Annotated in this window: 20 protein-coding genes and 4 pseudogenes; 23 read left to right on the top strand and 1 reads right to left on the bottom strand. The window is 31.5% G+C overall.

Translation table 11 applies throughout. The annotated features are described in order from the left end of the window. Window positions 1-14: 14 nt before the first annotated feature. The 6 genes and pseudogenes from M9426_RS02040 to M9426_RS02015 all read left to right on the top strand — a co-directional run bounded on the left by M9426_RS02040 (window position 15) and on the right by M9426_RS02015 (window position 3,847). Window positions 15-425 (top strand): sigma-70 family RNA polymerase sigma factor, encoded by a 411-nt coding sequence (locus M9426_RS02040; RefSeq protein WP_250342301.1) that lies wholly within the window; start codon window positions 15-17, stop codon window positions 423-425. A gap of 435 nt (window positions 426-860) precedes the next feature. Next, the gene (locus M9426_RS02035; protein ID WP_250342300.1) at window positions 861-1,070 is read left to right on the top strand and encodes an excisionase; all 210 of its coding nucleotides are present in this window, start codon (window positions 861-863) and stop codon (window positions 1,068-1,070) included. A gap of 77 nt (window positions 1,071-1,147) precedes the next feature. Continuing rightward, complete coding sequence (locus M9426_RS02030) at window positions 1,148-2,383, top strand: site-specific integrase (protein WP_250342299.1); 1,236 nt, start codon at window positions 1,148-1,150, stop codon at window positions 2,381-2,383. Window positions 2,384-2,527: 144 nt separating this feature from the next. After that, a pseudogene (locus M9426_RS02025) lies at window positions 2,528-2,989 on the top strand (lysine--tRNA ligase); the annotation flags it as partial. Window positions 2,990-3,051: 62 nt separating this feature from the next. Further along, window positions 3,052-3,332 (top strand): annotated as a pseudogene (locus tag M9426_RS02020) (DUF3847 domain-containing protein). A gap of 20 nt (window positions 3,333-3,352) precedes the next feature. Further along, the gene (locus tag M9426_RS02015) at window positions 3,353-3,847 is read left to right on the top strand and encodes a hypothetical protein (RefSeq protein ID WP_250342298.1); all 495 of its coding nucleotides are present in this window, start codon (window positions 3,353-3,355) and stop codon (window positions 3,845-3,847) included. Window positions 3,848-4,105: 258 nt separating this feature from the next. Here the strand turns inward: M9426_RS02015 and M9426_RS02010 are convergent. After that, a pseudogene (locus tag M9426_RS02010) lies at window positions 4,106-4,447 on the bottom strand (helix-turn-helix domain-containing protein); the annotation flags it as partial. Window positions 4,448-4,633: 186 nt separating this feature from the next. On the opposite strand from M9426_RS02010, the pseudogene M9426_RS02005 reads away from it, so the two are divergent. The 17 genes and pseudogenes from M9426_RS02005 to M9426_RS01925 all read left to right on the top strand — a co-directional run bounded on the left by M9426_RS02005 (window position 4,634) and on the right by M9426_RS01925 (window position 21,044). After that, a pseudogene (locus M9426_RS02005) lies at window positions 4,634-4,924 on the top strand (DUF3847 domain-containing protein). 215 nt (window positions 4,925-5,139) lie between these two features. Continuing rightward, the gene (gene abc-f / locus M9426_RS02000) at window positions 5,140-6,741 is read left to right on the top strand and encodes a ribosomal protection-like ABC-F family protein (protein ID WP_250342297.1); all 1,602 of its coding nucleotides are present in this window, start codon (window positions 5,140-5,142) and stop codon (window positions 6,739-6,741) included. 157 nt (window positions 6,742-6,898) lie between these two features. Then, window positions 6,899-7,156: a DUF3847 domain-containing protein gene (locus M9426_RS01995; protein ID WP_250342296.1), complete on the top strand. Its 258-nt coding sequence runs from the start codon at window positions 6,899-6,901 to the stop codon at window positions 7,154-7,156. A 203-nt stretch (window positions 7,157-7,359) separates the two neighbouring features. After that, window positions 7,360-7,932 carry a uracil-DNA glycosylase family protein gene (locus M9426_RS01990; RefSeq protein ID WP_250342295.1) on the top strand — a complete coding sequence of 191 codons (573 nt, stop codon included), beginning with the start codon at window positions 7,360-7,362 and terminating at the stop codon, window positions 7,930-7,932. A 115-nt stretch (window positions 7,933-8,047) separates the two neighbouring features. Then, window positions 8,048-8,287, top strand: coding sequence for a cupin domain-containing protein (locus M9426_RS01985; RefSeq protein ID WP_250342294.1), 240 nt, complete (start codon window positions 8,048-8,050; stop codon window positions 8,285-8,287). A gap of 364 nt (window positions 8,288-8,651) precedes the next feature. Then, a complete protein-coding gene (locus M9426_RS01980) occupies window positions 8,652-9,836 on the top strand; it encodes a phosphoglycerate kinase (protein WP_250342293.1) in 1,185 nt (394 codons plus the stop codon). Next, window positions 9,833-10,576, top strand: a complete 744-nt coding sequence (gene tpiA, locus M9426_RS01975; protein WP_250342292.1) for a triose-phosphate isomerase — start codon at window positions 9,833-9,835, stop codon at window positions 10,574-10,576. Before M9426_RS01980 ends, tpiA begins: the two co-directional genes overlap by 4 nt. Further along, entirely contained in the window at window positions 10,573-12,075 is a 1,503-nt protein-coding gene (gene gpmI, locus M9426_RS01970; RefSeq protein ID WP_250342291.1) for a 2,3-bisphosphoglycerate-independent phosphoglycerate mutase, read from the top strand. Before tpiA ends, gpmI begins: the two co-directional genes overlap by 4 nt. Window positions 12,076-12,114: 39 nt before the next feature. Then, window positions 12,115-13,407 (top strand): phosphopyruvate hydratase, encoded by a 1,293-nt coding sequence (gene eno, locus M9426_RS01965; RefSeq protein WP_250342290.1) that lies wholly within the window; start codon window positions 12,115-12,117, stop codon window positions 13,405-13,407. After that, on the top strand, window positions 13,404-13,817 hold the full coding sequence (locus M9426_RS01960; RefSeq protein WP_250342289.1) for a SixA phosphatase family protein: 414 nt from the start codon (window positions 13,404-13,406) through the stop codon (window positions 13,815-13,817). Before eno ends, M9426_RS01960 begins: the two co-directional genes overlap by 4 nt. A 137-nt stretch (window positions 13,818-13,954) precedes the next feature. Then, window positions 13,955-14,602, top strand: coding sequence for a response regulator transcription factor (locus tag M9426_RS01955; RefSeq protein ID WP_250342288.1), 648 nt, complete (start codon window positions 13,955-13,957; stop codon window positions 14,600-14,602). Then, window positions 14,602-15,465 carry a sensor histidine kinase gene (locus tag M9426_RS01950; protein WP_148466216.1) on the top strand — a complete coding sequence of 288 codons (864 nt, stop codon included), beginning with the start codon at window positions 14,602-14,604 and terminating at the stop codon, window positions 15,463-15,465. Before M9426_RS01955 ends, M9426_RS01950 begins: the two co-directional genes overlap by 1 nt. Window positions 15,466-15,512: 47 nt before the next feature. Then, entirely contained in the window at window positions 15,513-16,193 is a 681-nt protein-coding gene (locus M9426_RS01945; RefSeq protein ID WP_148466217.1) for an ABC transporter ATP-binding protein, read from the top strand. Then, window positions 16,186-18,654: an ABC transporter permease gene (locus M9426_RS01940; protein ID WP_250342287.1), complete on the top strand. Its 2,469-nt coding sequence runs from the start codon at window positions 16,186-16,188 to the stop codon at window positions 18,652-18,654. Before M9426_RS01945 ends, M9426_RS01940 begins: the two co-directional genes overlap by 8 nt. A 9-nt stretch (window positions 18,655-18,663) precedes the next feature. After that, window positions 18,664-18,921, top strand: coding sequence for a hypothetical protein (locus M9426_RS01935; RefSeq protein WP_148466219.1), 258 nt, complete (start codon window positions 18,664-18,666; stop codon window positions 18,919-18,921). A 229-nt stretch (window positions 18,922-19,150) separates the two neighbouring features. Beyond that, the gene (gene murJ, locus M9426_RS01930; protein WP_250342286.1) at window positions 19,151-20,650 is read left to right on the top strand and encodes a murein biosynthesis integral membrane protein MurJ; all 1,500 of its coding nucleotides are present in this window, start codon (window positions 19,151-19,153) and stop codon (window positions 20,648-20,650) included. A gap of 70 nt (window positions 20,651-20,720) precedes the next feature. Further along, entirely contained in the window at window positions 20,721-21,044 is a 324-nt protein-coding gene (locus M9426_RS01925; protein WP_040541316.1) for a DsrE family protein, read from the top strand. Window positions 21,045-21,145: the final 101 nt, after the last annotated feature.

The raw sequence follows: 21,145 nt of genomic DNA, 5'->3' as shown, positions 1-21,145 counted from the left end.
ATGGAGGAAATTAAATGCCAAAAGAATATTACCTTTATGTCAATGGACAAAGGGTTAAAGTCAGCGAGCAGATATATAAAGTCTACTGGCGAGAAAAAGAACATGAAAAGTATTTAGAGCAGGTGGACAAGAAAAACCACTTGCTCTTTTTTTCATCATTGGATCATGACGGGAATTTTGAAAATAATCTAGAAGATAAAAATGTTGATGTAGAAAAAGTTGTCGCAACACAAATGATGATTGAAGCACTAAGAAATTCTATGTCAAAGTTAAATGAGGAGGAACGGGAAATAATTGAAAGATTATATTTCAATGATGAAACACTTCGTGCAGTAGCAAAGACTCAAAATATATCACATCCTGCTTTAATAAAAAGGCGAGATAAGATTTTAGAAAAACTAAAGAAATTTATAGAAGAAATATAGTTTCTGGTTACCAAAGAGGGCAAATTTTCCTTTATAAAGTGAGGGGAGTTTTGTCCTCTTTCTATTTTAAAAGAAATTTAAACAATACTTGAACCATAACAATTAAATAGACCAAGACAAGACATTAATCATTTTTGGAGCGTAATAACCTATCCGCCAAGATCTTTCTGCTGAATAATTCGGCAAAACAAGTACTGCTAAGAAAAAAGCAAGGGAAGAAGAAAGGGAGCGATAAGTAAGAGTTTGAATATAGGGAGGGATACCCTATCCGCTAAGAAGAAAATGAGGATAATGATACTTCTAAGGTTGAAGCCGGCTCATCCTGAACAGAGGCGGAGGTGAGATTCCTATGTTGCTAATCCAAGGCACTTGTCAATGTCAAAAAACTTTAAAAATATTAAAATAAACATTTTAAATATATTATTTGGAGGATTTATGATTAACGAAAATATAAAAGGTATTCGTGTTTCTGAGAAAGCATTTCTAACATTAAAAGAAGCATCTGAATATTTTAATATTGGTCAAGATAAAGTTAGACAATTAACGGATGAAAATGATTGCGATTTTGTATTATTTAATGGAAGTAAGCGTCTTATTAAGAAAAAATTAATGGAAGAATATTTAAATAGACAGTTCTCTATTTAATCTAAAACTATATATAAAACACGCTTAATGCGGTATAATAATTATAGCGTGTCTTTTATCAAAAAAGGAGAATTTTTATGGTAAAAAGACGCAAAGATAGTAAAGGGATTGTTTTAAAAGACGGTGAATATCAAAGGTCAAATGGCACTTATGAATTTAAGTGGCAAGACAAAATAGGTCGTAGAAAATCTATCTATGCGAAAACTCTAAAAGAATTAAGAGAAAAGGAATTAGATATTTTACGCAATACTATAGATGGAATCAACAACGAAGGAAGTAGCTTATCTGTAAATGATACTTTTAAGCTATGGACAAAGGTAAAAAGAGGTTTAAAAGATAATACCTTTAAAAATTACATCTATATGTATCAACAATTTGTCGAACCTACTTTTGGTCGTATTAAACTATCTGATATTAAAAGATCTGATGTTAGAAGTTTTTATAACAGATTAAAGGAAGATCAAGGATTGATGGTTTCTACCATAGATTGTGTTCATACTGTCTTACATCAAGTTTTAGAATTAGCAGTGGATGACGAATATATAAGGTTTAATCCGTCTGACAATGCTTTAAAGGAACTGAAAGTAGCTTATCGAAATGAATCTCCGAAGAAAAAAGCCATGACAATAGAAGAACAGGTGCTATTTGAAGAATATTTATCTAATAGTGATGAATATAAAAAATGGTATCCAATATTCATTGTTATGCTTTGGACGGGAATGAGAGTTGGAGAAGTTACAGGATTGCAATGGGACGATCTAGATTTTGATAATGGTCTTATAAATGTAAATAGGACTTTGGTATATTATAGTAAAGGTAAAGGATTAAACAATAGATATGCTATTAATACACCGAAGACAGCATCAGGTAAGCGAAGTATTCCTATGGTTCAAAAAGTGAAAAATGCTTTTCTTATGGAAAGAGAGTTACAAAAGACTTTTGGAATCGAATGTTGTGATTCAATCGATGGATTTAAAGACTTTGTATTTTTAAATAGATTCGGAAAGGTTCACAATAATGGAACACTTAACAAAGCTTTAAGAAGAATTGTTAGAGATTGCAATTTAAGTATAATGGATAAAAATAAATCGAACTCTAATGATATTCTATTAGTTCCACATTTAAGCAATCACATTTTCAGACACACCTTTACTACAAGGCTTAATGAACAAAATATAAATACAAAAGCAATGCAGTCTATTCTAGGTCATTCTGATATTAGTACAACAATGGATATATATGTAGATGCAACAGAAGATTTTAAGATAGAACAGATGGGAGAATTTGAAAAAGCAATGAAATTTATATTTTAGAATTTACGACAACTTACGACAAATTTACGACAATTTGCTAGAAATCTATAGGCACTTATAGAGAGTTAGCAAATTGTCGTAAATGGAGAAGTACCATAAAATAGACTTTTATAGAGATTTAGACAATTATCTAAGGTAGAGGGGATTTTCCCAACAATGAAACCACTTGGAGCTGAAGTTGCTGAAATAAAAGCTAACAAGGCTGCAGATGAAAAGACAAGTGTAAAGCTTGACATGTCAAAGGTAAAGGTTGAACCTCTATTTGAAGACATGGTAGACTTTGATACCTTCTCAAAATCTGACTTCAGAGTTGTAAAAGTTAAGAACTGTGAAGAAGTTCCAAAATCTAAAAAACTTCTTAAGTTTACACTTGATGATGGATCAGGAGAATATAGGACAATCCTATCAGGCATCAAAAACTTTTATGAAGCAGAAGAATTAATTGGCAAGACTCTTGTTGCTATAACAAATCTTCCACCAAGAAAGATGATGGGAGTGGACTCTTGCGGTATGCTTCTATCAGCAGTATGCGATTACGACGGCGAAGAATTATTAAATCTTGTAATGCTAGAGGACAAAATCCCAGCAGGAGCAAAATTATATTAAAAGAACATGATAATTATGAAACTGGGGTTTGGTATGAATCCCAGTTTAATTTTTATAATTGGATTAATAGAATTATTAAGCTATACAATAAAATCAATTTAAAGAAAACTAAAATAGAAGATACAGAAGAGAGATTAAGACAACTAAAAAATCAAGAAAAGAAGATATTAAAACAAGACATAATAAAAAGAAGAAAAGAAAGAACTTATAGGCTCATAACAATAGGAGAAATCTTAGAAAGCCTTATAGAAAATGTAGAAGATTTAACAGATGAAGAAATAAAAATCCTAGAAAAGCAACAAAGACAAAAGAATTTAAAAAAACACCTAGAATAATAAGATAAAGAGGAGGTGAACTAAATTGATGAAAACACTTGGAATGTTACTCATCATCTGCTTAACAGCATCAATTATGATGGTGAATTTTATACTTATTATACCGAAATTTGGCTCGAAGCATTTCGGTGCACCCGATGATATCAAAGTTATGATGAGTAAGTTGCCAGATAAACCGATTTGGATCAATATAATCGGCGGACTTATCATGATACTTGGATTGCTAGCCATTGCAGCCGTTCTAGGCTGGGCAATTGTTGATACAGTAAAATTTAGTTTAACTTTTCAGCAAGCCTTTGTTAGATTTTTAATACTATTTGAAGGATATAAGCTTTTTGATATTATCTTTTTTGATTATCTCATGCTTACCAAGTTAAAATTGCCGACTAAAGTTTACCCAGAGACGGTTGGTGCTAAGGGTTATGATAATTTTGGTTTTAATGGGAAAAGTCAGATTGCAAAAATTATAATCTTCTTTTTCGTGAGCCTAATTTTGGCATATTTACTGACCGTTTTGGTTTAACTAGAAATTCATAACTTGTAATGTTCAATTCGACTTCTTGGCTATTTGTTTTAAGGGGCTGTAGCTTAAAAAAACCAATTATCAGAAATAGATAGAAGCCATGAACAGTTATATGAAGATAGGTTAGAGGGAAATTTAAGCGAAAGAAACTTCAATATAATTAATGTGAGCATATCTAAAAAACAAGACTAGAACCATTCCTATACAAATATCTATACATGCAAATTCATATAAGATAAAGGCGTATAAAAAATTAGTTTAATCACTGCAATCACAATTTAAATTGTGGTGGTCGCAAGTCAAATTACGAACTTCACTAGGAAGTTTTCCCTTGTATCTTTTGTAATAAATGGAAAATTTGCTATGGGATGAGTATCCAACAGATTGAGCTATTTCTTTTATAGGAAGTTTGGTATTTAAGAGAAGAGTTTCAGCTACATTCATTCTTTTTCTTTGGGTGTATTCTGTAATGCTCTGACCATATTTTTCTTTGAATAGATTTTTTAATTTAGTCCCGCTCATTGTAGATATTTTTTCAAGAGTTTCTTGGTTTACATTCATGGCGAAATGATCATCTAAGAATCTGGCTACATCTTTTATCTTTGTGAGAAAAATATGATAAAAAAGATAAACAAAAAGTTATAACATTCCAGATTGGGATTACATGGAAAGATATATAGAAAACGTAAAACTAAAATGTAATATAGAAATGTATAACATTTAGAAAAAAGACGATTAGAAAAGTAAAAACTAGTCGTCTTTTTTAATACAAGAAAGGAGATTTATATGAAAAAATTAGAACAATTAAGACAAGAGTCAAAAGAAATAAAAGACAAAATTGACCATACAGAAGAAAGATTAAGGTAACTAAAAATTCAAGAACAAAAGATATTAAAACAAGACATAGTAAAAAAAAGAAAAGAAAGAACTCATAGGCTAATAACAAGAAGACCAATCTTAGAAAGTCTTATAGAAAATGCAGAAGAACTAACAGATGAAGAAATAAAAATCCTATTAGAAGAAGCAACAAAGACAAAAGAATTTAAAGAAACACTAAGAATAATGAAAGGAAATTAAGAAAAATAAATACGAACAGTCTGATTATAAGATTATGAAATAATATTAGGATAAAAATACTTTTTGTATAATAAAATAGAGGGATTTTAGTATTCTGAATGGGGTATATATTATAAAAATAGTATTAGGAGGTACAGATAAATGATTAATACAAATAGTTTTCTAAGTAACTAAGAGAGGAAAAGAAATCCTCTCAAAAAAGCATAGGAGGATTTATGATATATATACAAAACTTAATAAAAACTTTACAAGATAGAAAGCTATTTAAAATTGATAGCTTATCAATAAATGAAAATGATAAGATAGCCTTAATAGGTGAGAATGGAACGGGTAAAACTACTCTTTTAAGAATAATATTAGGCTTAGATAAAGACTGTACTGGTCAAGTAAGAGTGGATAGAGAACTGGGTTATTTATTAAATTATGACAGTAAAGTCAAATACTTTTCTGATGAAATCTACTCTAAATCACAGTTAAGGGCTAATGACAACTATAGTCCCGGCGAAGAGCAAAGATTAAAGCTAACAGACCTATTATCAGATAGTTTTAAATTTTTATTAATCGACGAGCCTACATCTCACTTAGACTTAAAGCAAAAAGAAGAACTTATAGAAAAGCTAAATTCAAGAAAAGTAGGATATCTTCTAATTTCCCATGATCGTGATTTCATAAATAGAACTTGTAAAAAGATTTTAGAATTAAAGAACGGAAAAATTGAAGAATATAATGGGGACTACAAATTCTATCTTGAAGAAAGAGAGAGAAGACTTAAGTTTAAAGAAAAAGAGTATTCAAATTATATAAAAGAAAAAAGAAGACTTGAAAATTTAGCTATAAATATAAAAGATCAATCATCAAAAGTAAGGACCACTCCTAAAAGGATGGGAAACTCAGAAGCAAGACTCCATAAGATGGGCGGTCAAGAAAACAAGAAAAAACTAGATAAACAAGTAAAATCTGTAGAATCCAGAATAAATCAACTAGAAGTAAAAGAAAAACCTAAAGAAGAAACAGAAATACAACTATCCATTCCAGATAATAAACAACTCCACTCTAAAGTTTTGATAAGAGGAGAAAATCTAAAGAAAGAGTTCGGAAATAAGATTTTATTTGAAAAATCCAACTTTCAAATAAAAAATAATTCAAAAACAGCTCTTATAGGAGAAAATGGAAGTGGAAAAACCACCCTTTTAAATATGATTCTCAATCAAGAAAATGTATGGGTGCATCCAAATCTTAAAATAGGTTATTTTAGTCAAATGAGTGATATTTTAGAAGAAGACATTGATATCTTAGCAAATGTAATAAATACGTCTATATATGATGAAACAATGACAAGAATTGTTCTTGCAAGATTAGGATTTAAGACTAATGATGTTTACAAGATTGTAAGTATTTTAAGTGATGGAGAAAAAGCAAAGGTAAAACTGGCTAAAATATTAACTTCTAACTTTAACTATCTTATTTTTGATGAACCAACAAACTTTTTAGATATAAGAGCAATAGAAAGTTTAGAAAATCTATTGAAATCTTATGATAGACCATTTATATTTGTAAGTCATGATGAGGAGTTTATAAATAATCTAGCAGATACACTTTTAATTATAGAAGATAAAAGAATCAAAAGTTTTAAAGGTAATTTATCACAATATAAAAGTAGAAATAACAAGACAATAAATGGCAAGGATAGAAATAGTTTATTACTTGATTTTAGAATATCTTCCATAAGTTCTAGACTAGCAATGGAGTTACCTAAAGAGGAGAGAAAAAAACTAGAAGATGAATATAATAAACTCATTGAAGAAAGAAAAAAATAAATTTTAGCATCTACATTGGTAGGTGCTTTTTTCATACCAAAATGGAGATGATAGTATTAAATTAATATTTTAAATCTAATATTTAAGTCGAGAGTAAAGCTAAAGACGGGAAGATGGTATCTTTATCGTCTTTTTTTATACAGGAAAGGAGTGTTATATGAAAGATTCAGAACAAATAAGACAAGAGTCAAAAGAAATAAATGATAAAATTGACGATACAGAAGAAAGATTAAGGCAACTAAAAAATCAAGAACAAAAGATATTAAAACAAAACACAGTAAAAAGAAAAAAAGAAAGAACTCATAGGCTAATAACAAGAAGACCAATCTTAGAGAGCCTTATAGAAAATGCAGAAGAACTAACAGATGAAGAAATAAAAATCCTACTAGAAGAAGCAACAAAGACAAAAGCATAATTGAAAGATTTATAAAAGAAAATCTAATATCACAAGGAATGATAGTAGATTATGCAATTCATGATGAGAGTCAAGACAAAAATGGGTAATAATCTTACATAAGTTGAAAGTTTTACTAGGCTAAGAATAGATTTTTTACGAAAATTGTTACTTGTCCTAAAGCTTGGTAAGGTTCTAATTCTAATGAAAGTGATGGCAGAATTATGAAAGAAAAACTCATTATTAAAAAATTAAGAGAAGATCGCAGAAATGAAATCTACACAAATAGAGGAATTAACCCAATATTCCAGCTAAATCCAAAATCAAAAATTTTGATAATTGGGCAAGCTCCTGGGGAAAGGGTTGAAGAAACTGGTATTTTATTTAATGATAAGAGTGGGGAAAATCTTGTCAAATGGTTGGGTATATCGGAAGACGTCCTCCATAGTGAAGATTTTTCTATAATTCCAATGGATTTTTATTATCCTGGAAAGGGAAAATCGGGCGACAAGGCTCCTAGATCTTTTATTGCAAAAGAATACCATCCACTATTATTAAATGAATTGAAGGATATAAAGTTAACCATTTTGATAGGAGCCTATGCTCAAAAGTTTTATTTGAAGGATAAATTTAAGAAAAATTTAACTGAAACAGTAAAATCTTACAAAGAATTTTTGCCAGAATATTTTCCAATAGTCCACCCAAGTCCTCTAAACAACAGGTGGATAGCAAAAAATCCTTTTTTTATAGAGGAGGTCTTGCCTGAGTTAAAGAAAATTGTAAAAAATCTGAGATAAATTGTGTTTGTAAAAATTTATTGTATACCAATTTTTTATGGTAATGGTCATCAACAATGAGAAAAAATATTAAAAAATAATTGCGAATATTTTAGACGGCAAATTTGAGCATTTGGTGGATGAGGGTAATTTACAAATAACTCGCCTACAAATCAAAAAGTGCGAAGAAATACCAAGGCACAAGCCAGATAAAAGTGTAGTACTTGTAATTTATAAGGGCAAGTTAGATTTTAAGGAAAAGAAGGGAAACCAGATAATAATCCCAGGTGATATAATCACAATGGATTCTCATGAAATCTATGTTCTTAAGGCTCTTGAGGATAGCGATTTGATGGTTATAAAAGTAATAATTTAAGAATATATTTAGCTAAGATAGGCAGGTGATTATTTTATCAACCTGCCTTTAATTTTTATAATTAAGCAAAAATTTACAAGTTCGTAAAAGTTTACAAGCTAATAATAATTTACAAGTTAGTAGAAGTTTGCGACTTAATAAAAGTTTGCAAGTTCATAAAAATTTGTAAGTTCATAAAAACTTATAGCTCAATAAAAACTTATAGCTCAATAAAAAACTTATTACTTTTTAATAGCACATGACTTAAGAAAAATTATATTTTTATTTATATTCATAAAGCTTCTGTGGAACTTCAACTCTCAACAATTTATGGTATAATTTAAGTGATAATTTGACGTAATAAATCGAAAATAAGAGGTGTAATGTGAAAAAAACTATTAGAGATTTTGATTTTAATGATAAAACTGCCCTTGTTAGGGTGGACTTTAACGTTCCCCTAAAAGACGGCAAGGTTACTGGCGACGACAGAATTATTAAGGCCATCCCAACTATTGATTATTTAGTAGAAAATGGCGCAAAAGTAGTCCTTATGAGTCATCTAGGTAGACCTAAGGGAGAGTACAAGGAAGAGTTTTCTCTTGCTCCTGTTGCTAAGAGAGCTGCTGAACTTTTAAAGAAGGATGTAAAATTCATTCCTTCAAAGGAAGTTGTTGATGAAAAAGTTATAGAAGAAGTTAAAAATCTTAAAAGTGGAGAAATTGCTCTACTTGAAAATTTAAGATTTGTTAAGGGCGAAGAAAAAAACGACCCTGACTTTGCAAAGAAGCTTGCATCACTTGGCGACATCTTTGTAAATGATGCCTTTGGAACTGCTCACAGGGCCCACGCATCCAATGTTGGTGTGACAGAATTTTTACCATCTTGTGCAGGTCTTCTTGTTGAAAAAGAAATTAAATACTTTGAAGATGCCCTTAAAAATCCAGAAAAACCTTTTGCAGCAATCCTTGGTGGATCAAAGGTTTCTGACAAGATTGGAGTAATTGAAAACCTACTAGAAAAAGTTGACGTCCTAGTAATTGTTGGTGCCATGGCAAATACTTTCTTAAAGTCCAAGGGACTTGAAGTTGGAAAATCTCTTGTAGAAGATGACAAGCTAGACCTTGCAAGAGAAATTATGGCAAAGGCAGCAGAAAATCATGTTGAAATAATTCTTCCAAAGGACGTAATCGTTGCTCCAGAATTATCTGATAATGCCAAGGGAACTTTAAAAGACGTGGAAGATGTTGGTCAAGATGACATGATCCTCGACATTGGAAAAGAAAGTTTAAAGGACATTGAGGGATCTCTTTCTAAGGCAAAGACTGTAGTCTTAAATGGACCTTGTGGAGTTTTTGAAATTGAAGAATTCTCTCACGGAACTATTGAACTTGCAAAAATTTTGGCTAAGCTTGATGCCACAGTAATCGTTGGTGGTGGGGACTCTGTTGCTGCTGTTGAAAAGGCAGGAGTGGCAGACAAGCTAACTCACATCTCAACTGGTGGTGGAGCAAGTCTTGAAATGCTAGAAGGAAAGAAACTTCCTGGTATCGAGGCAGTTGAAGAAGCATGAGAAGAAAATACATTTGTGGAAATTGGAAGATGAACAAGACTTCTTCCGAGGCCCTTGAATTTGCAAAAGAAATAAATGAATTTGAATTTAATAAGGTTGACGTTCTTCTTGCACCAAGTTTTGTAAGTCTAGAAAGTTTAAGAAAAAACTTAAAAGATGAAATAAAAGTAGCTGGACAAAATGTGTCTCAGTTTGACGATGGAGCCTACACTGGCGAAGTTTCAACTACTATGTTAAAAGACATTGGTGTAGAAGATGTAATAATCGGTCACTCTGAAAGACGAGAAAAATTTTTGGAAAGCGACGAGATTATAAATGCCAAGGTAAAAAAAGCTCTTGCAGATGATTTATCAGTAATTCTTTGTCTAGGAGAATCTCTTGAAATAAAAGAGGAAGGCAAGGAAGTTGAATTTGTAAGAGAAGAACTTTTAAATTCTCTTGATGGAGTTGAAAAGATAGAAAAGGTTACTATTGCCTACGAACCTATTTGGGCAATTGGAACTGGAAAAACTTGCTCATCAGAAGATGCAGAGAAGATGTGTAGGGAAATAAGAAATATAATTGATGAAAAATATGGAGAAATTTCTCAAAAAACAAGAATCCTCTACGGTGGATCTGTTAAGCCATCAAATGCAGGAGAAATTTTATCCAAGGAAAATATTGATGGGGTCCTTGTTGGTGGTGCAAGCCTAAAGGCTAGTGACTTTATTGAAATTATAAAAGCTGGTGAAAGTCTATGAAGCCAACAATGTTAATAATCCTAGATGGATTTGGAATAAATGAAAGCGAAATTGGCAACGCAGTTAAACTTGCCAAGACTCCAGTTCTTGATGAACTTTACAAAACTTCACCTCACACAGAAATATATGCTAGCGAAGAATATGTTGGGCTTCCTCATGGTCAAATGGGAAATTCCGAAGTTGGTCACTTAAATATTGGAGCAGGTAGAGTTATTTATCAAAACCTGACAAAAATTACTGAGTCAATTAAGTCAGGAGAATTTTTTAAGAATCCCGAATTTAAAAGGGCAATAGACAATGCCAGAGAAAATAATTCAAGCCTTCACCTCATTGGACTTGTGTCCAAGGGAGGAGTTCACTCCCACCTTGACCACCTAAAGGCCCTAATAGAACTCATGAAGGAAGAAGGAATAAAAAAGACTTACATCCACGCAATTACTGATGGACGTGACGTTTCTCCTCACGCAGCCCTTGATGATATAAGAGAACTTCAAGAAGAAATCGAAAAGGTTGGAAATGGAAAAATTGCCACAATTTCTGGCAGGTACTATGCCATGGACCGTGACAAGAGGTGGGAAAGAACTAAAAAATATTACGACAACCTAGTAAGTGATGTGGACTTCACTGAAGATGACATTCTTTCTTATATAAAGTCATCTTATGATAAAGATGTTACAGATGAATTTTTAGAACCTGCCAAATTTGTAAAGGGTTCTGAAATTAAGGATAAGGACTCAGTAATTATCTTTAACTTTAGACCAGATAGGGTTAGACAAATTACAAGAGCTCTTGTTGATGATGACTTCGCAGGTTTTGAAAGAGAAAAAATTAAGACAGTCCTTGTTACAATGACAGAGTATGACAAGGAAATAAAAAATAAATTTGTTGCCTTTAAGGACGAGATACCAAAGGATACTCTGGGAGAAGTTCTTGAAAAAAATAAAATCAAGCAACTTAGGATTGCAGAGACAGAAAAATATGCCCACGTTACATTTTTCTTTAACGGGGGACGTGAAAAGCCTTTTGAGGGCGAGGACAGAATCCTAGTTCCATCTCCAAAGGTTGCAACCTATGACTTAAAGCCAGAAATGTCTGCCAATGAAGTTACAGATAAGGTAATTGAAAGTTTAGAAAAGGACAAGTATGGCCTAATAATTTTAAACTTTGCAAACCCAGACATGGTTGGTCACACTGGCGACTTGCAGGCAGCCATAAAGGCAGTTGAAACTGTGGACCATGACCTTGGAAGAATTTTAAAGGTCTTAAAAGAAAAGGATGGGGCAGCAATAATCACTGCAGACCATGGAAACTGTGAATACATGATTGATGACGAAGGCAATGTTGTCACAAGCCACAGCACAAACCTTGTTCCCCTATTTTTATTTAATAGGGATGAAGAATTAAGATCAGGTGGAGCTCTTTGTGACTTGTCACCAACAATTTTAAAAATTATGGGATTAGATCATCCAGAACTTATGACTGGCAAGTCTTTGTTTTAATAGAATTTACTAGAAATTTATTTAAATTTAGGAGGAATTATGAGTTTAATTGATTACGTTTATGCGAGAGAAGTCCTTGATTCAAGGGGAAACCCAACAGTTGAAGTAGAAGTTGGAACACTTAATGGCGGCTTTGGTTCTGCAATTGTGCCAAGCGGTGCATCAACTGGTATCCACGAAGCAGTAGAACTTCGTGACGGAGAAGAAAGATACAATGGCAAGGGAGTTGAAAAGGCAGTTGAAAATGTAAATGAAAAAATTGCCGAAGAATTAATTTGCTTTGACTGCTTTGACCAACTTGGCATTGACAAGATGCTTATTGAACTTGATGGAAGTGAAAACAAGGGTAATCTTGGAGCCAATGCAATCCTTGGTGTATCTATTGCAGTTGCAAGAGCAGCAGCAAATGAAGCTGGGCTTCCACTTTACCAATACCTTGGTGGAGTTAATGCAAAGACTATGCCAATCCCAATGATGAATATAATCAATGGTGGCGAACACGCTGACAACAACGTAGACATCCAAGAGTTTATGATTATGCCCGTAGGAGCAAAAACTTTTAAAGAAGCTCTTAGGATGGGCGCAGAAGTTTACCACGCACTTAAAAAAGTTTTAAAGGACAAGGGACTTTCAACTGGTGTTGGTGACGAAGGTGGATTTGCACCAAATCTTGAGTCAAACAAAAAAGCCTTTGATTGCATACTTGACGCTGTAAAAGCAGCAGGCTACCAAGCAGGCAAGGATATTGTACTTGCAATTGATGCTGCAGCTTCAGAATTTTATGACAAGGACAAGAAAAAATATATTCTTGCAGGAGAAGGTCGTGAGTTCACATCAGAAGAACTTTCAAAATTCTATGAAGAATTAGTAAATGAATACCCAATTTATTCTATAGAAGATGGACTTGACGAAGACGACTGGGAAGGTTGGAAGCACCTTACAGATTTAATTGGAGACAAAGTTCAATTAGTTGGCGACGACTTCTTCGTAACAAATACAAAGAGACTTCAAGAAGGGATTGAAAAGGAATCTGCAAACTCAATCCTAATTAAACTAAATCAAATTGGAACAATCACAGAAACTCTTGACTCCATAGAACTTGCAAAGAGACACAACTACACTGCAATTATTTCTCACAGGTCAGGAGAAAGTGAAGACTCAACAATTGCAGACCTTGCAGTTGCAACTAACGCTGGCTTTATAAAAACTGGAGCACCAGCAAGATCTGAAAGAGTTGCAAAATACAATGAGCTTCTAAGAATTGAAGACGAACTAGGCGACTTAGCAATTTATCCTGGCTTTGCTGCCTTCTACAACATTGATAGAAAATGAAAATTTACTTTATAAGACATGGGGAAGCAGAAATTTATGCTGAAGATGACTTCAAGAGAAAGTTGACAACAATAGGAAGGGTTAAGTTAGAAAATTCCTTTAAGGCCTTTGCCAATAGGTTAGAAGACAAGAGGTCCTACAAGATTTATTCTTCACCTCTTGAAAGGGCAAAGGAAACTGCAGAGATTTTGGCAAAACACTTAGATTCTGATTTTGAAGTCAAGGACTATCTTGCAGGTGGAAGGATAAAAGATATATTAAAAACTTTAGACCAAGATGGAAACTATATCTTAGTATCTCACGAGCCCTTTATATCAAATTGGATTTACCAACTAACTGGCGAGATGAAAATTGTCTCAAGGGGCAGCATAAATTTTGTTGAAATCGATCCAAAAGAATTCACAGAATAAAATTTTTAAAACACAAGCACTGGCAGAAGCTGGTGCTTTTTTCTTGTGAAGATTTAAAAGAACCCAAAATGATTAGGAATTCTTTTAAAAACCAAAGTGTGATAGAATTTGTTTACAAGATAGTGGTAGGTGATTAAATGAAGAAAATAATTTTAATAGAAGACGATGAAATTTTATCAAGTGGTATTGAGTCTTACTTGTCAAAAAATGATTTTAAAGTAGAAACTTGTAAAAGTTTTGAAGAAGCAAAGATAAAAATAAATAATTCTTTTGACTTGGCAATCTTAGATATAAATTTGCCTGATAGAGATGGAATCAACTTGATGAATACTTTGAGAGAAAATAATGTTAGGGTAATAATCACAACAGTAAAAAACGATGAGAAATTTATTGTTAGGGCCCTAGACAATGGAGCCGACGATTACATTACAAAACCCTTTAAGCTCCCCATCTTAAGAGCGAGAATAGATAAAACTCTTAGGACTGCTCTCGTTAAAGATGATTTTATTAGCTTTAAAGACCTGGTCCTAAATAATAAGGAAGGAAGCTTTTATTATAAAGATAAAAAACTAGATTTAACGTCATTAGAATTTGAAGTGATGAAATTATTTATAAATAATCCCAATAGAATTTTTACTAGGGACTTTTTACTGGAAAGATTTTGGGATAGGCGAGAGAAGTTTGTCAACGATAATACACTTACTGCTACTGTTAAAAGAATAAGAGATAAAAGTGACAGAGATATTATTAAGACAATTCGTGGAATAGGTTATAGGATGGACTGATGATTTATTTATTTTACCCTGTGAGCTTATTGGCATTATATTATTTTTTAAAGAAAAGACAAAAGAAAAGAATTGAGGAGTTGGAAAATCTTATAGATAGGTTGGGAGAAAAGAACTATTCCATTCCCATGATCCAAGATGACTTTTCAATACTGGAAGACAAGATTTATAAAATTTTTATAGAACTTGTTGAAGCTAGAGAATTAGTGGAGAAAAATTCAAAAAAGCAAACTCAAAACCTAGAAGATATTGCCCATCAAATAAAAACTCCAATCACTTCAATGTTTTTTGACTTGGAAACAATTGATAAGACTGAAGATAATAAAAAAGAGATTGAAGGGCTTGAGCTTCAACTAGAAAGGCTTAACTCTCTTGCTGACATTTTGTTAAAGATATCTAGTCTTGATGCAAATATAGACAAGATGGAGAAGAGGGAAGTTTTGATTTCAGAAATAATTGACTATGTTTTGGACATTTTGAGGAAATCAATTGATGAGAAAAAGGTAAAAATTATTTGTGACTACGAAGATTATGAGATAAAAGTCGACTACTATTGGATCTCAGAAGCCCTAATAAATATTATTAAGAATGCCTTAAGCCTTGATAGACTTACAAAAATTAAAATTTCTACAAATAAAAATCCAATTTACACAGAGATAATAATTAAAGATGATGGTGGAGGTATTAAAGAAGAAAACCTCAAAAGAATATTTGAAAGATTTTACAAGAGTCCTGACTCTAAGGGCTTTGGCATTGGCCTTGCCATGGCAAAATCTATTGTTGAGGCGAACAATGGAGATATATCTGTAAAAAATGGTAAGGATGGTGCGATTTTTAAAATTAAATTTTACAATGTCACTTAAAAGTCATTTTAACCCTTTATTATTGATACAAATAGAGGGAGGTACATATGGAAATTGTTAGAGTTGAAAATTTATCAAAAATTTATGGAAGTGGAGAAAATCTTGTAAGAGCAATTGATGATGTTAATTTAAAAATAGAAAAAGGAGAATTTATTGCAATTGTTGGACCAAGTGGATCAGGCAAGTCAACACTTCTTCACTTGTTGGGTGGTGTGGACAATCCAAGTTCAGGGAAAATATTTATAGACGGCAATGATATCTCGAAATATACGTCAAAAGAATTAGCACTTTTTAGGAGGAGGAAAGTAGGATTAATTTATCAATTTTATAATTTAATTCCAAACTTAACAGTTAGGCATAACATTGAGTTGCCCATAAAGCTTGATAAGAGAAAAATTAATAATGAAGTCCTATTGGATATTGTTAGAAAACTTGGCATAGAGGACAAGCTGGATTCTTTTCCAAGTGAACTATCGGGAGGTCAGCAACAAAGGGTTGCCATAGCAAGGAGTCTTATCTATTCTCCATCCCTTGTACTTGCTGATGAGCCAACGGGAAACCTAGACCGAGAGAATTCAAGAGAAATAATTGAAATTTTAAAATATTTTAATAGGACTTTAAAACAGACAATTATAGTAATCACCCATGACGAGTCCATAGCTTTAGAAGCAGAAAGAGTAATAACAATAGTGGATGGGAAAGTAGTGGGAGATGAGAAAAATGAATAAGAAAAATATCTCAATCTCACTTTCACTTTTTATAACTGCAATTTTCTTTACATTTTGTGTTTACATTGGATATGTAAATAATAAGTTTGATTATGAATATTTTAGGAACAGATCAATTTATGATGCTAAAATTATGTCTGATACAGTTTCTGGTGAATCAAGTAAACTAAAGGAAATAAAGAATATTAAAGAAGTGGGAGAAGTTGCAGTAGAAAATAATTCTGCCAAGCTATCTCAAAATGTCTTAGTGGTAAATTACATAGACCAGGGTTTTAACAAGATGTTAGAAGATAGTATATTAAAAGAGGGAAGCTTTGCTGCAAAAGATAATGAAATTACCATACCAAAAAGTCTTGCAAAAAAAGAAAATTTAAAAATTGGCGATAAGATAAAAGTAGAATTTGGAAATAGATTGGTTGATGGAAAACAAATAAAAGCAGTTTCAAGTGTTACTAAAGATGAGGAATTTATAAGAAAAGATAGCAAAGAATATGTAATAAGTGGTCTCACAAGAAATCTTTACAATGAGAATATGAAGATTTTTTATGCTTCTACTGTCATACCAAAGGATGCAAAAACTAATAGCTTTGTAAGATTTCATAATTTTAGAAAAGCCTACAATAATAAAGAAAATTTAGAAAAAGATCTTGCATCTGCCTTGAATAAAGATAAAGTAGAACTAGAATTTAGCGAAATAATGAAAGATTACTATAATGTTGATGGAAGTCTTTTACAACAAAATAGGCAGGTGATTGTAGACTCTATTTTAATATTTGCTACAATCCTTATTTTTATATTTTTTATAAAAAATATTTTTACAGTTTGGGGACTAAGAAAGATAAGAGAAATTTCAATGTACAAGTCCATTGGTTCAACAGATTATCAAATTTATAAATTGCTTTTAAAAGATGGATTAAAAATTTCACTTCTACCAATAGTTATGGGACATGTTTTCGGATATGGGGGAATCAACCTCCTCTATCTTGGTCTTCAAAGGATTGTAGAGGAAGAGGAAAAGTACAAGTATATAGAATTTTCGCCAAGCCTTTCACTTGTAGTTTTATTAATTTGCTTTTTTATAATTTTAATAGCAATACTTGCTCCAGCTAAAAAAATTGCAAAGATAAATATAATTGATGGTATAAAAGGCAACTTTAATGACAAAAATAGAAAGCTAAAGAGAAATAAAGATATTTGGAAGGAATTAAAGATAAATAATTTAAAAACTATTTCCTCTCAGAGATATATTTCTGCCATTGGAATGATAATTGTCTCAATTTTTTTGATAGTTTTTTCTATGGCAAAGTACAATAGGCTGAAGAACACTTACACTTATAATACGAATATTAACATACTGATCCATTCAAATGAAGCAGGGATTCCAGATGTCTTAAAAGACATAATAAATACTACAGAAAATGACAGAGCTTTTCTTTCAACTGAAAAATATATTTCTCTTAGTAAGGAGCAAAATTATTCAGATGAGTTTAGGTCTCTTAATTTAGATGACAAAATGCGTAAATATTATGATAATGACGAAGATTTTTATCTCGACGGAATTATAACGGCTTTAGATGACCAAACTTTTGAAAAAATAGGTGGTAAAAAGGGAGAGGTTTTGCTATTAAATAGGGTCCAAGTCAATCCAAATGCACCCATTGATGGATCAGAAACAACAAAATATTTTAAAAACATAAATAGTTTAAATTACTCTATAACAGAGAAAAAAGATTACAATTATTCAATCAAAGTAGATAAATTAATCGATGACACAAAGGACTTTAGGCAAAGAAGACTACCTTTTTATGTGAATTTATATGTTGATTTTGAAACATATTTTAAATTATTAGATGAATGGAATAAATATTATTTAAAAAACAATAATGACTTGAGAAGAAACACCTATGAACTATCAATGCAAGTTGATGAAAATAAGTTAGACGATATAAAGAATGAAGTTAAAGAGAGATTAGATTCATCCATTGCCTACAATGAAACTTATAATTTAACTACAAGCAAAGATGCAGAGGCAAATCGCATGAAAGATGTAAAAACTTTTGGCCTTATGATAATTTCTATAGCAAGTATAATTTTAATTTTAAACATAACTAATGGATATTCTTCTATTAATTTAAGTTTAATGGCAAGAAAAAAAGAAATTGGTTCTTTAATGTCTTGTGGAATAGATGAGGAAGAACTAAAATATAAGTACACAAGAGATTTTATCTTAGAAGAAATAAAATCTCTGGCAATAGTTTTAACAGTAAGCTTTGCTGCTTTATTTATAATTGCAAAAATTTCGCCAACAATGGATATGAAAATTTTATTATCCTATTTTGAATATAAGTACTTCATTGCTTTTGCCATTTTGATTTATGGTATAAATATATTAATCTACAACTTATCTTTGAAAAATATTCTAAAAATTGATACCATTGATTTGATAAGAGGATTTGACTAGGAGCTAATCATGAGTAAGAATATTAGCAAATTATTATTTTTCCTTGGCATAGGAGTTTTTATAATTTCTTATATGCTGCCAGTAGATCTTTTTGAAAATTTTACAAACCTAAGACCTACAGGTCTTACAAGTTTATTTATCTGTAGGATCATAGGACTTATTGGTCTTATCTTCGCAATCAAAGAGAAGTCAGTTTTGTTTGGGATATTAAATTTTTTGTTAATTATAATTTTTCCACTCGCTATGCTTATTAACAGTTTAATATAAGATTACAAGCTTTGAGTTTAGACTCAAGGCTTTTTTATTTGTATAGTAATTGAGCTCATAAGCAATCACAAAAACAATCAAGACTTTCGATTATACTCGAAATGAATTTTAAATCCTTGTCTAGCAAATAATTTTTAATTAATCAATAGAAGTGAGCTTGTAAATGAAATTAAATAACTATATAATTACTTGGGGTTTAACCCAAGTTTTTTTATTTAAAGGAGAAAAAATGAAGACTTCTTATATACTTATGATAATTACAATCCTTTCAAAAGTTTTTGGACTCTTGAGGGAGAAGGCCCTTGCCTACTTCTTTGGTGTTGGCATGGTGGCAGATATATTTTTAATTGCCTTCCAACTTCCCATGACTTTTACAAATGTTATTAGCGGTGCTGTTGCCAATGGCTACATACCTATGTACGACTCCATAAGGGAGAGGGAGAACAAAAAATTTGCTGATAAGTTCACTGCTAATTTATCAAACATAATTTTTATTGCCTTTGCCCTTGTTACAATTATTTCTATTATTTTCGCAAGACCTCTTGTCAAGTTAATGGCTGAAGGCTTCTCTGGAGAAAAGCTTGAGCTAGCAATATTTGTATCAAGAGTTGCTATGTTATCAATTGCTGTCACTGCAGTGAGTTCTATTTATAAGGCCTACTTACAAATTCATGAAAAATTTGTAATTTCTGTCCTTCACTCAATTATTATGAATATTATAATTATTATTTCTATGGGGCTTGCTTACAAGATGGGGATAAATTATCTTGCAGTGGGAATTTTTCTTGCCTTTGTCCTTCAATATGGGATTTTTATTAGGCCAATTAAGAAGCTTGGCTACAAACATTCCTTAACAATTGATTTTAATGGGGACATGAAGAAGTTATTTACTTCTATTATTCCAATTTTGATTTCAACTTCTGCTATTGAGATAAACTTTATGATTTCAAGATCCATTGCATCGGGAGCCTATGCCGGTGGGATATCAATTTTAAATTACTCCTACAAGTTACAAAGTTTTGTAACGGGAATTGTTGTAACTTCAATTATCACTGCAACTTATCCTAAGCTTGCCAAGTTTGGATCCAAAAAGGACTTAGCTAACTTAAAGTCCTCCTTATCTGAAGGACTTTCCAGCATGATAATTTTAGTTGTGCCTGCAGCTTTTGGACTTTATGTTTTTTCCTTCCCAATTGTAAATCTTTTATTCGTTGGGGGAGAATTTTCTGTTGAAGATGCAAAGATAACTGCCACAGTTTTATCTCTCTTTGCCTTTGGTGTAATAGGTATTGGCGTTCGTGAAATTATTTCGAGAGCTTTTTATTCTCTAGGCGACAACAAGACTCCAGTTTATAATTCAGTAATTATACTTGGAATAAATGTAGCCCTTGCACTACTTTTTTCAAAGCTTATGGGCATAAGGGGGATTGCCCTTGCAACTTCAATTTCTTTTATTGTGGGAGCTCTTGCAATGTATTTTTCATCAATTAGGTTAATTGGAAATGTATTTGACAAAAAACTTTTGATGAACTTAATAAAAATCACAATTGCTTCCCTAGCTATGGCTCTTGGATCAAGATTGGTTTATGAAGTTCTTACAAGAAGTTTAAGCATAAACTTATCTCTTCTTCTTTCTATAATAGTAGCTGGTGGAATTTATCTTATCCTTCTTATTCTTTTAAGAGTTGATGAAGTTAGAGAAATATTAAAGTTAGTTTTTAAAAAGTAGGAAATTCTTCAATAAGCTTTCCTTTTTCTCTTTATTAGTGTAAAATATTAACCAATAAGGAGTGATAAATATGAAGGTAATTTTTCACGTAGTAGAACAAGACAAATGGTCTTCTGTAATATCAAACGTAAGAGACTTATTAGATAACATTGAAGACATCCAAGTTGAAATAATTGCAATGTCAAAAGCTGCTGCATTATTTAACAGATATTCAGGAGTTGACTTCCATGGAGTAATGGGAAACCCTAAGGTTAATATTACAATCGGTAAAAAAGCACTTGAAGAAAACAAACTTACACCAGAACTAATTCCTTCAGAAATCAAAGTTGAAGATTTAGTTATTACAAAAATCGTAAGACTTCAAAACGAAGGCTACGCTTATATTAGACTTTAAAAAAAGAATTCTGCCTTTTGGCAGGATTTTTTTGTTTAAATAACTTGCAAAGTGTCAATAATAATGATAAAATACCTATTTGCATAATAATAATTAGAGTG

The organism is Peptoniphilus genitalis, assembly GCF_023614525.1.
In the GTDB taxonomy this organism is placed as follows: domain Bacteria; phylum Bacillota; class Clostridia; order Tissierellales; family Peptoniphilaceae; genus Peptoniphilus_A; species Peptoniphilus_A genitalis.
Note: the sequence above shows the minus strand (reverse complement) of the source record. Positions and strands in the feature narration are given on the sequence as shown.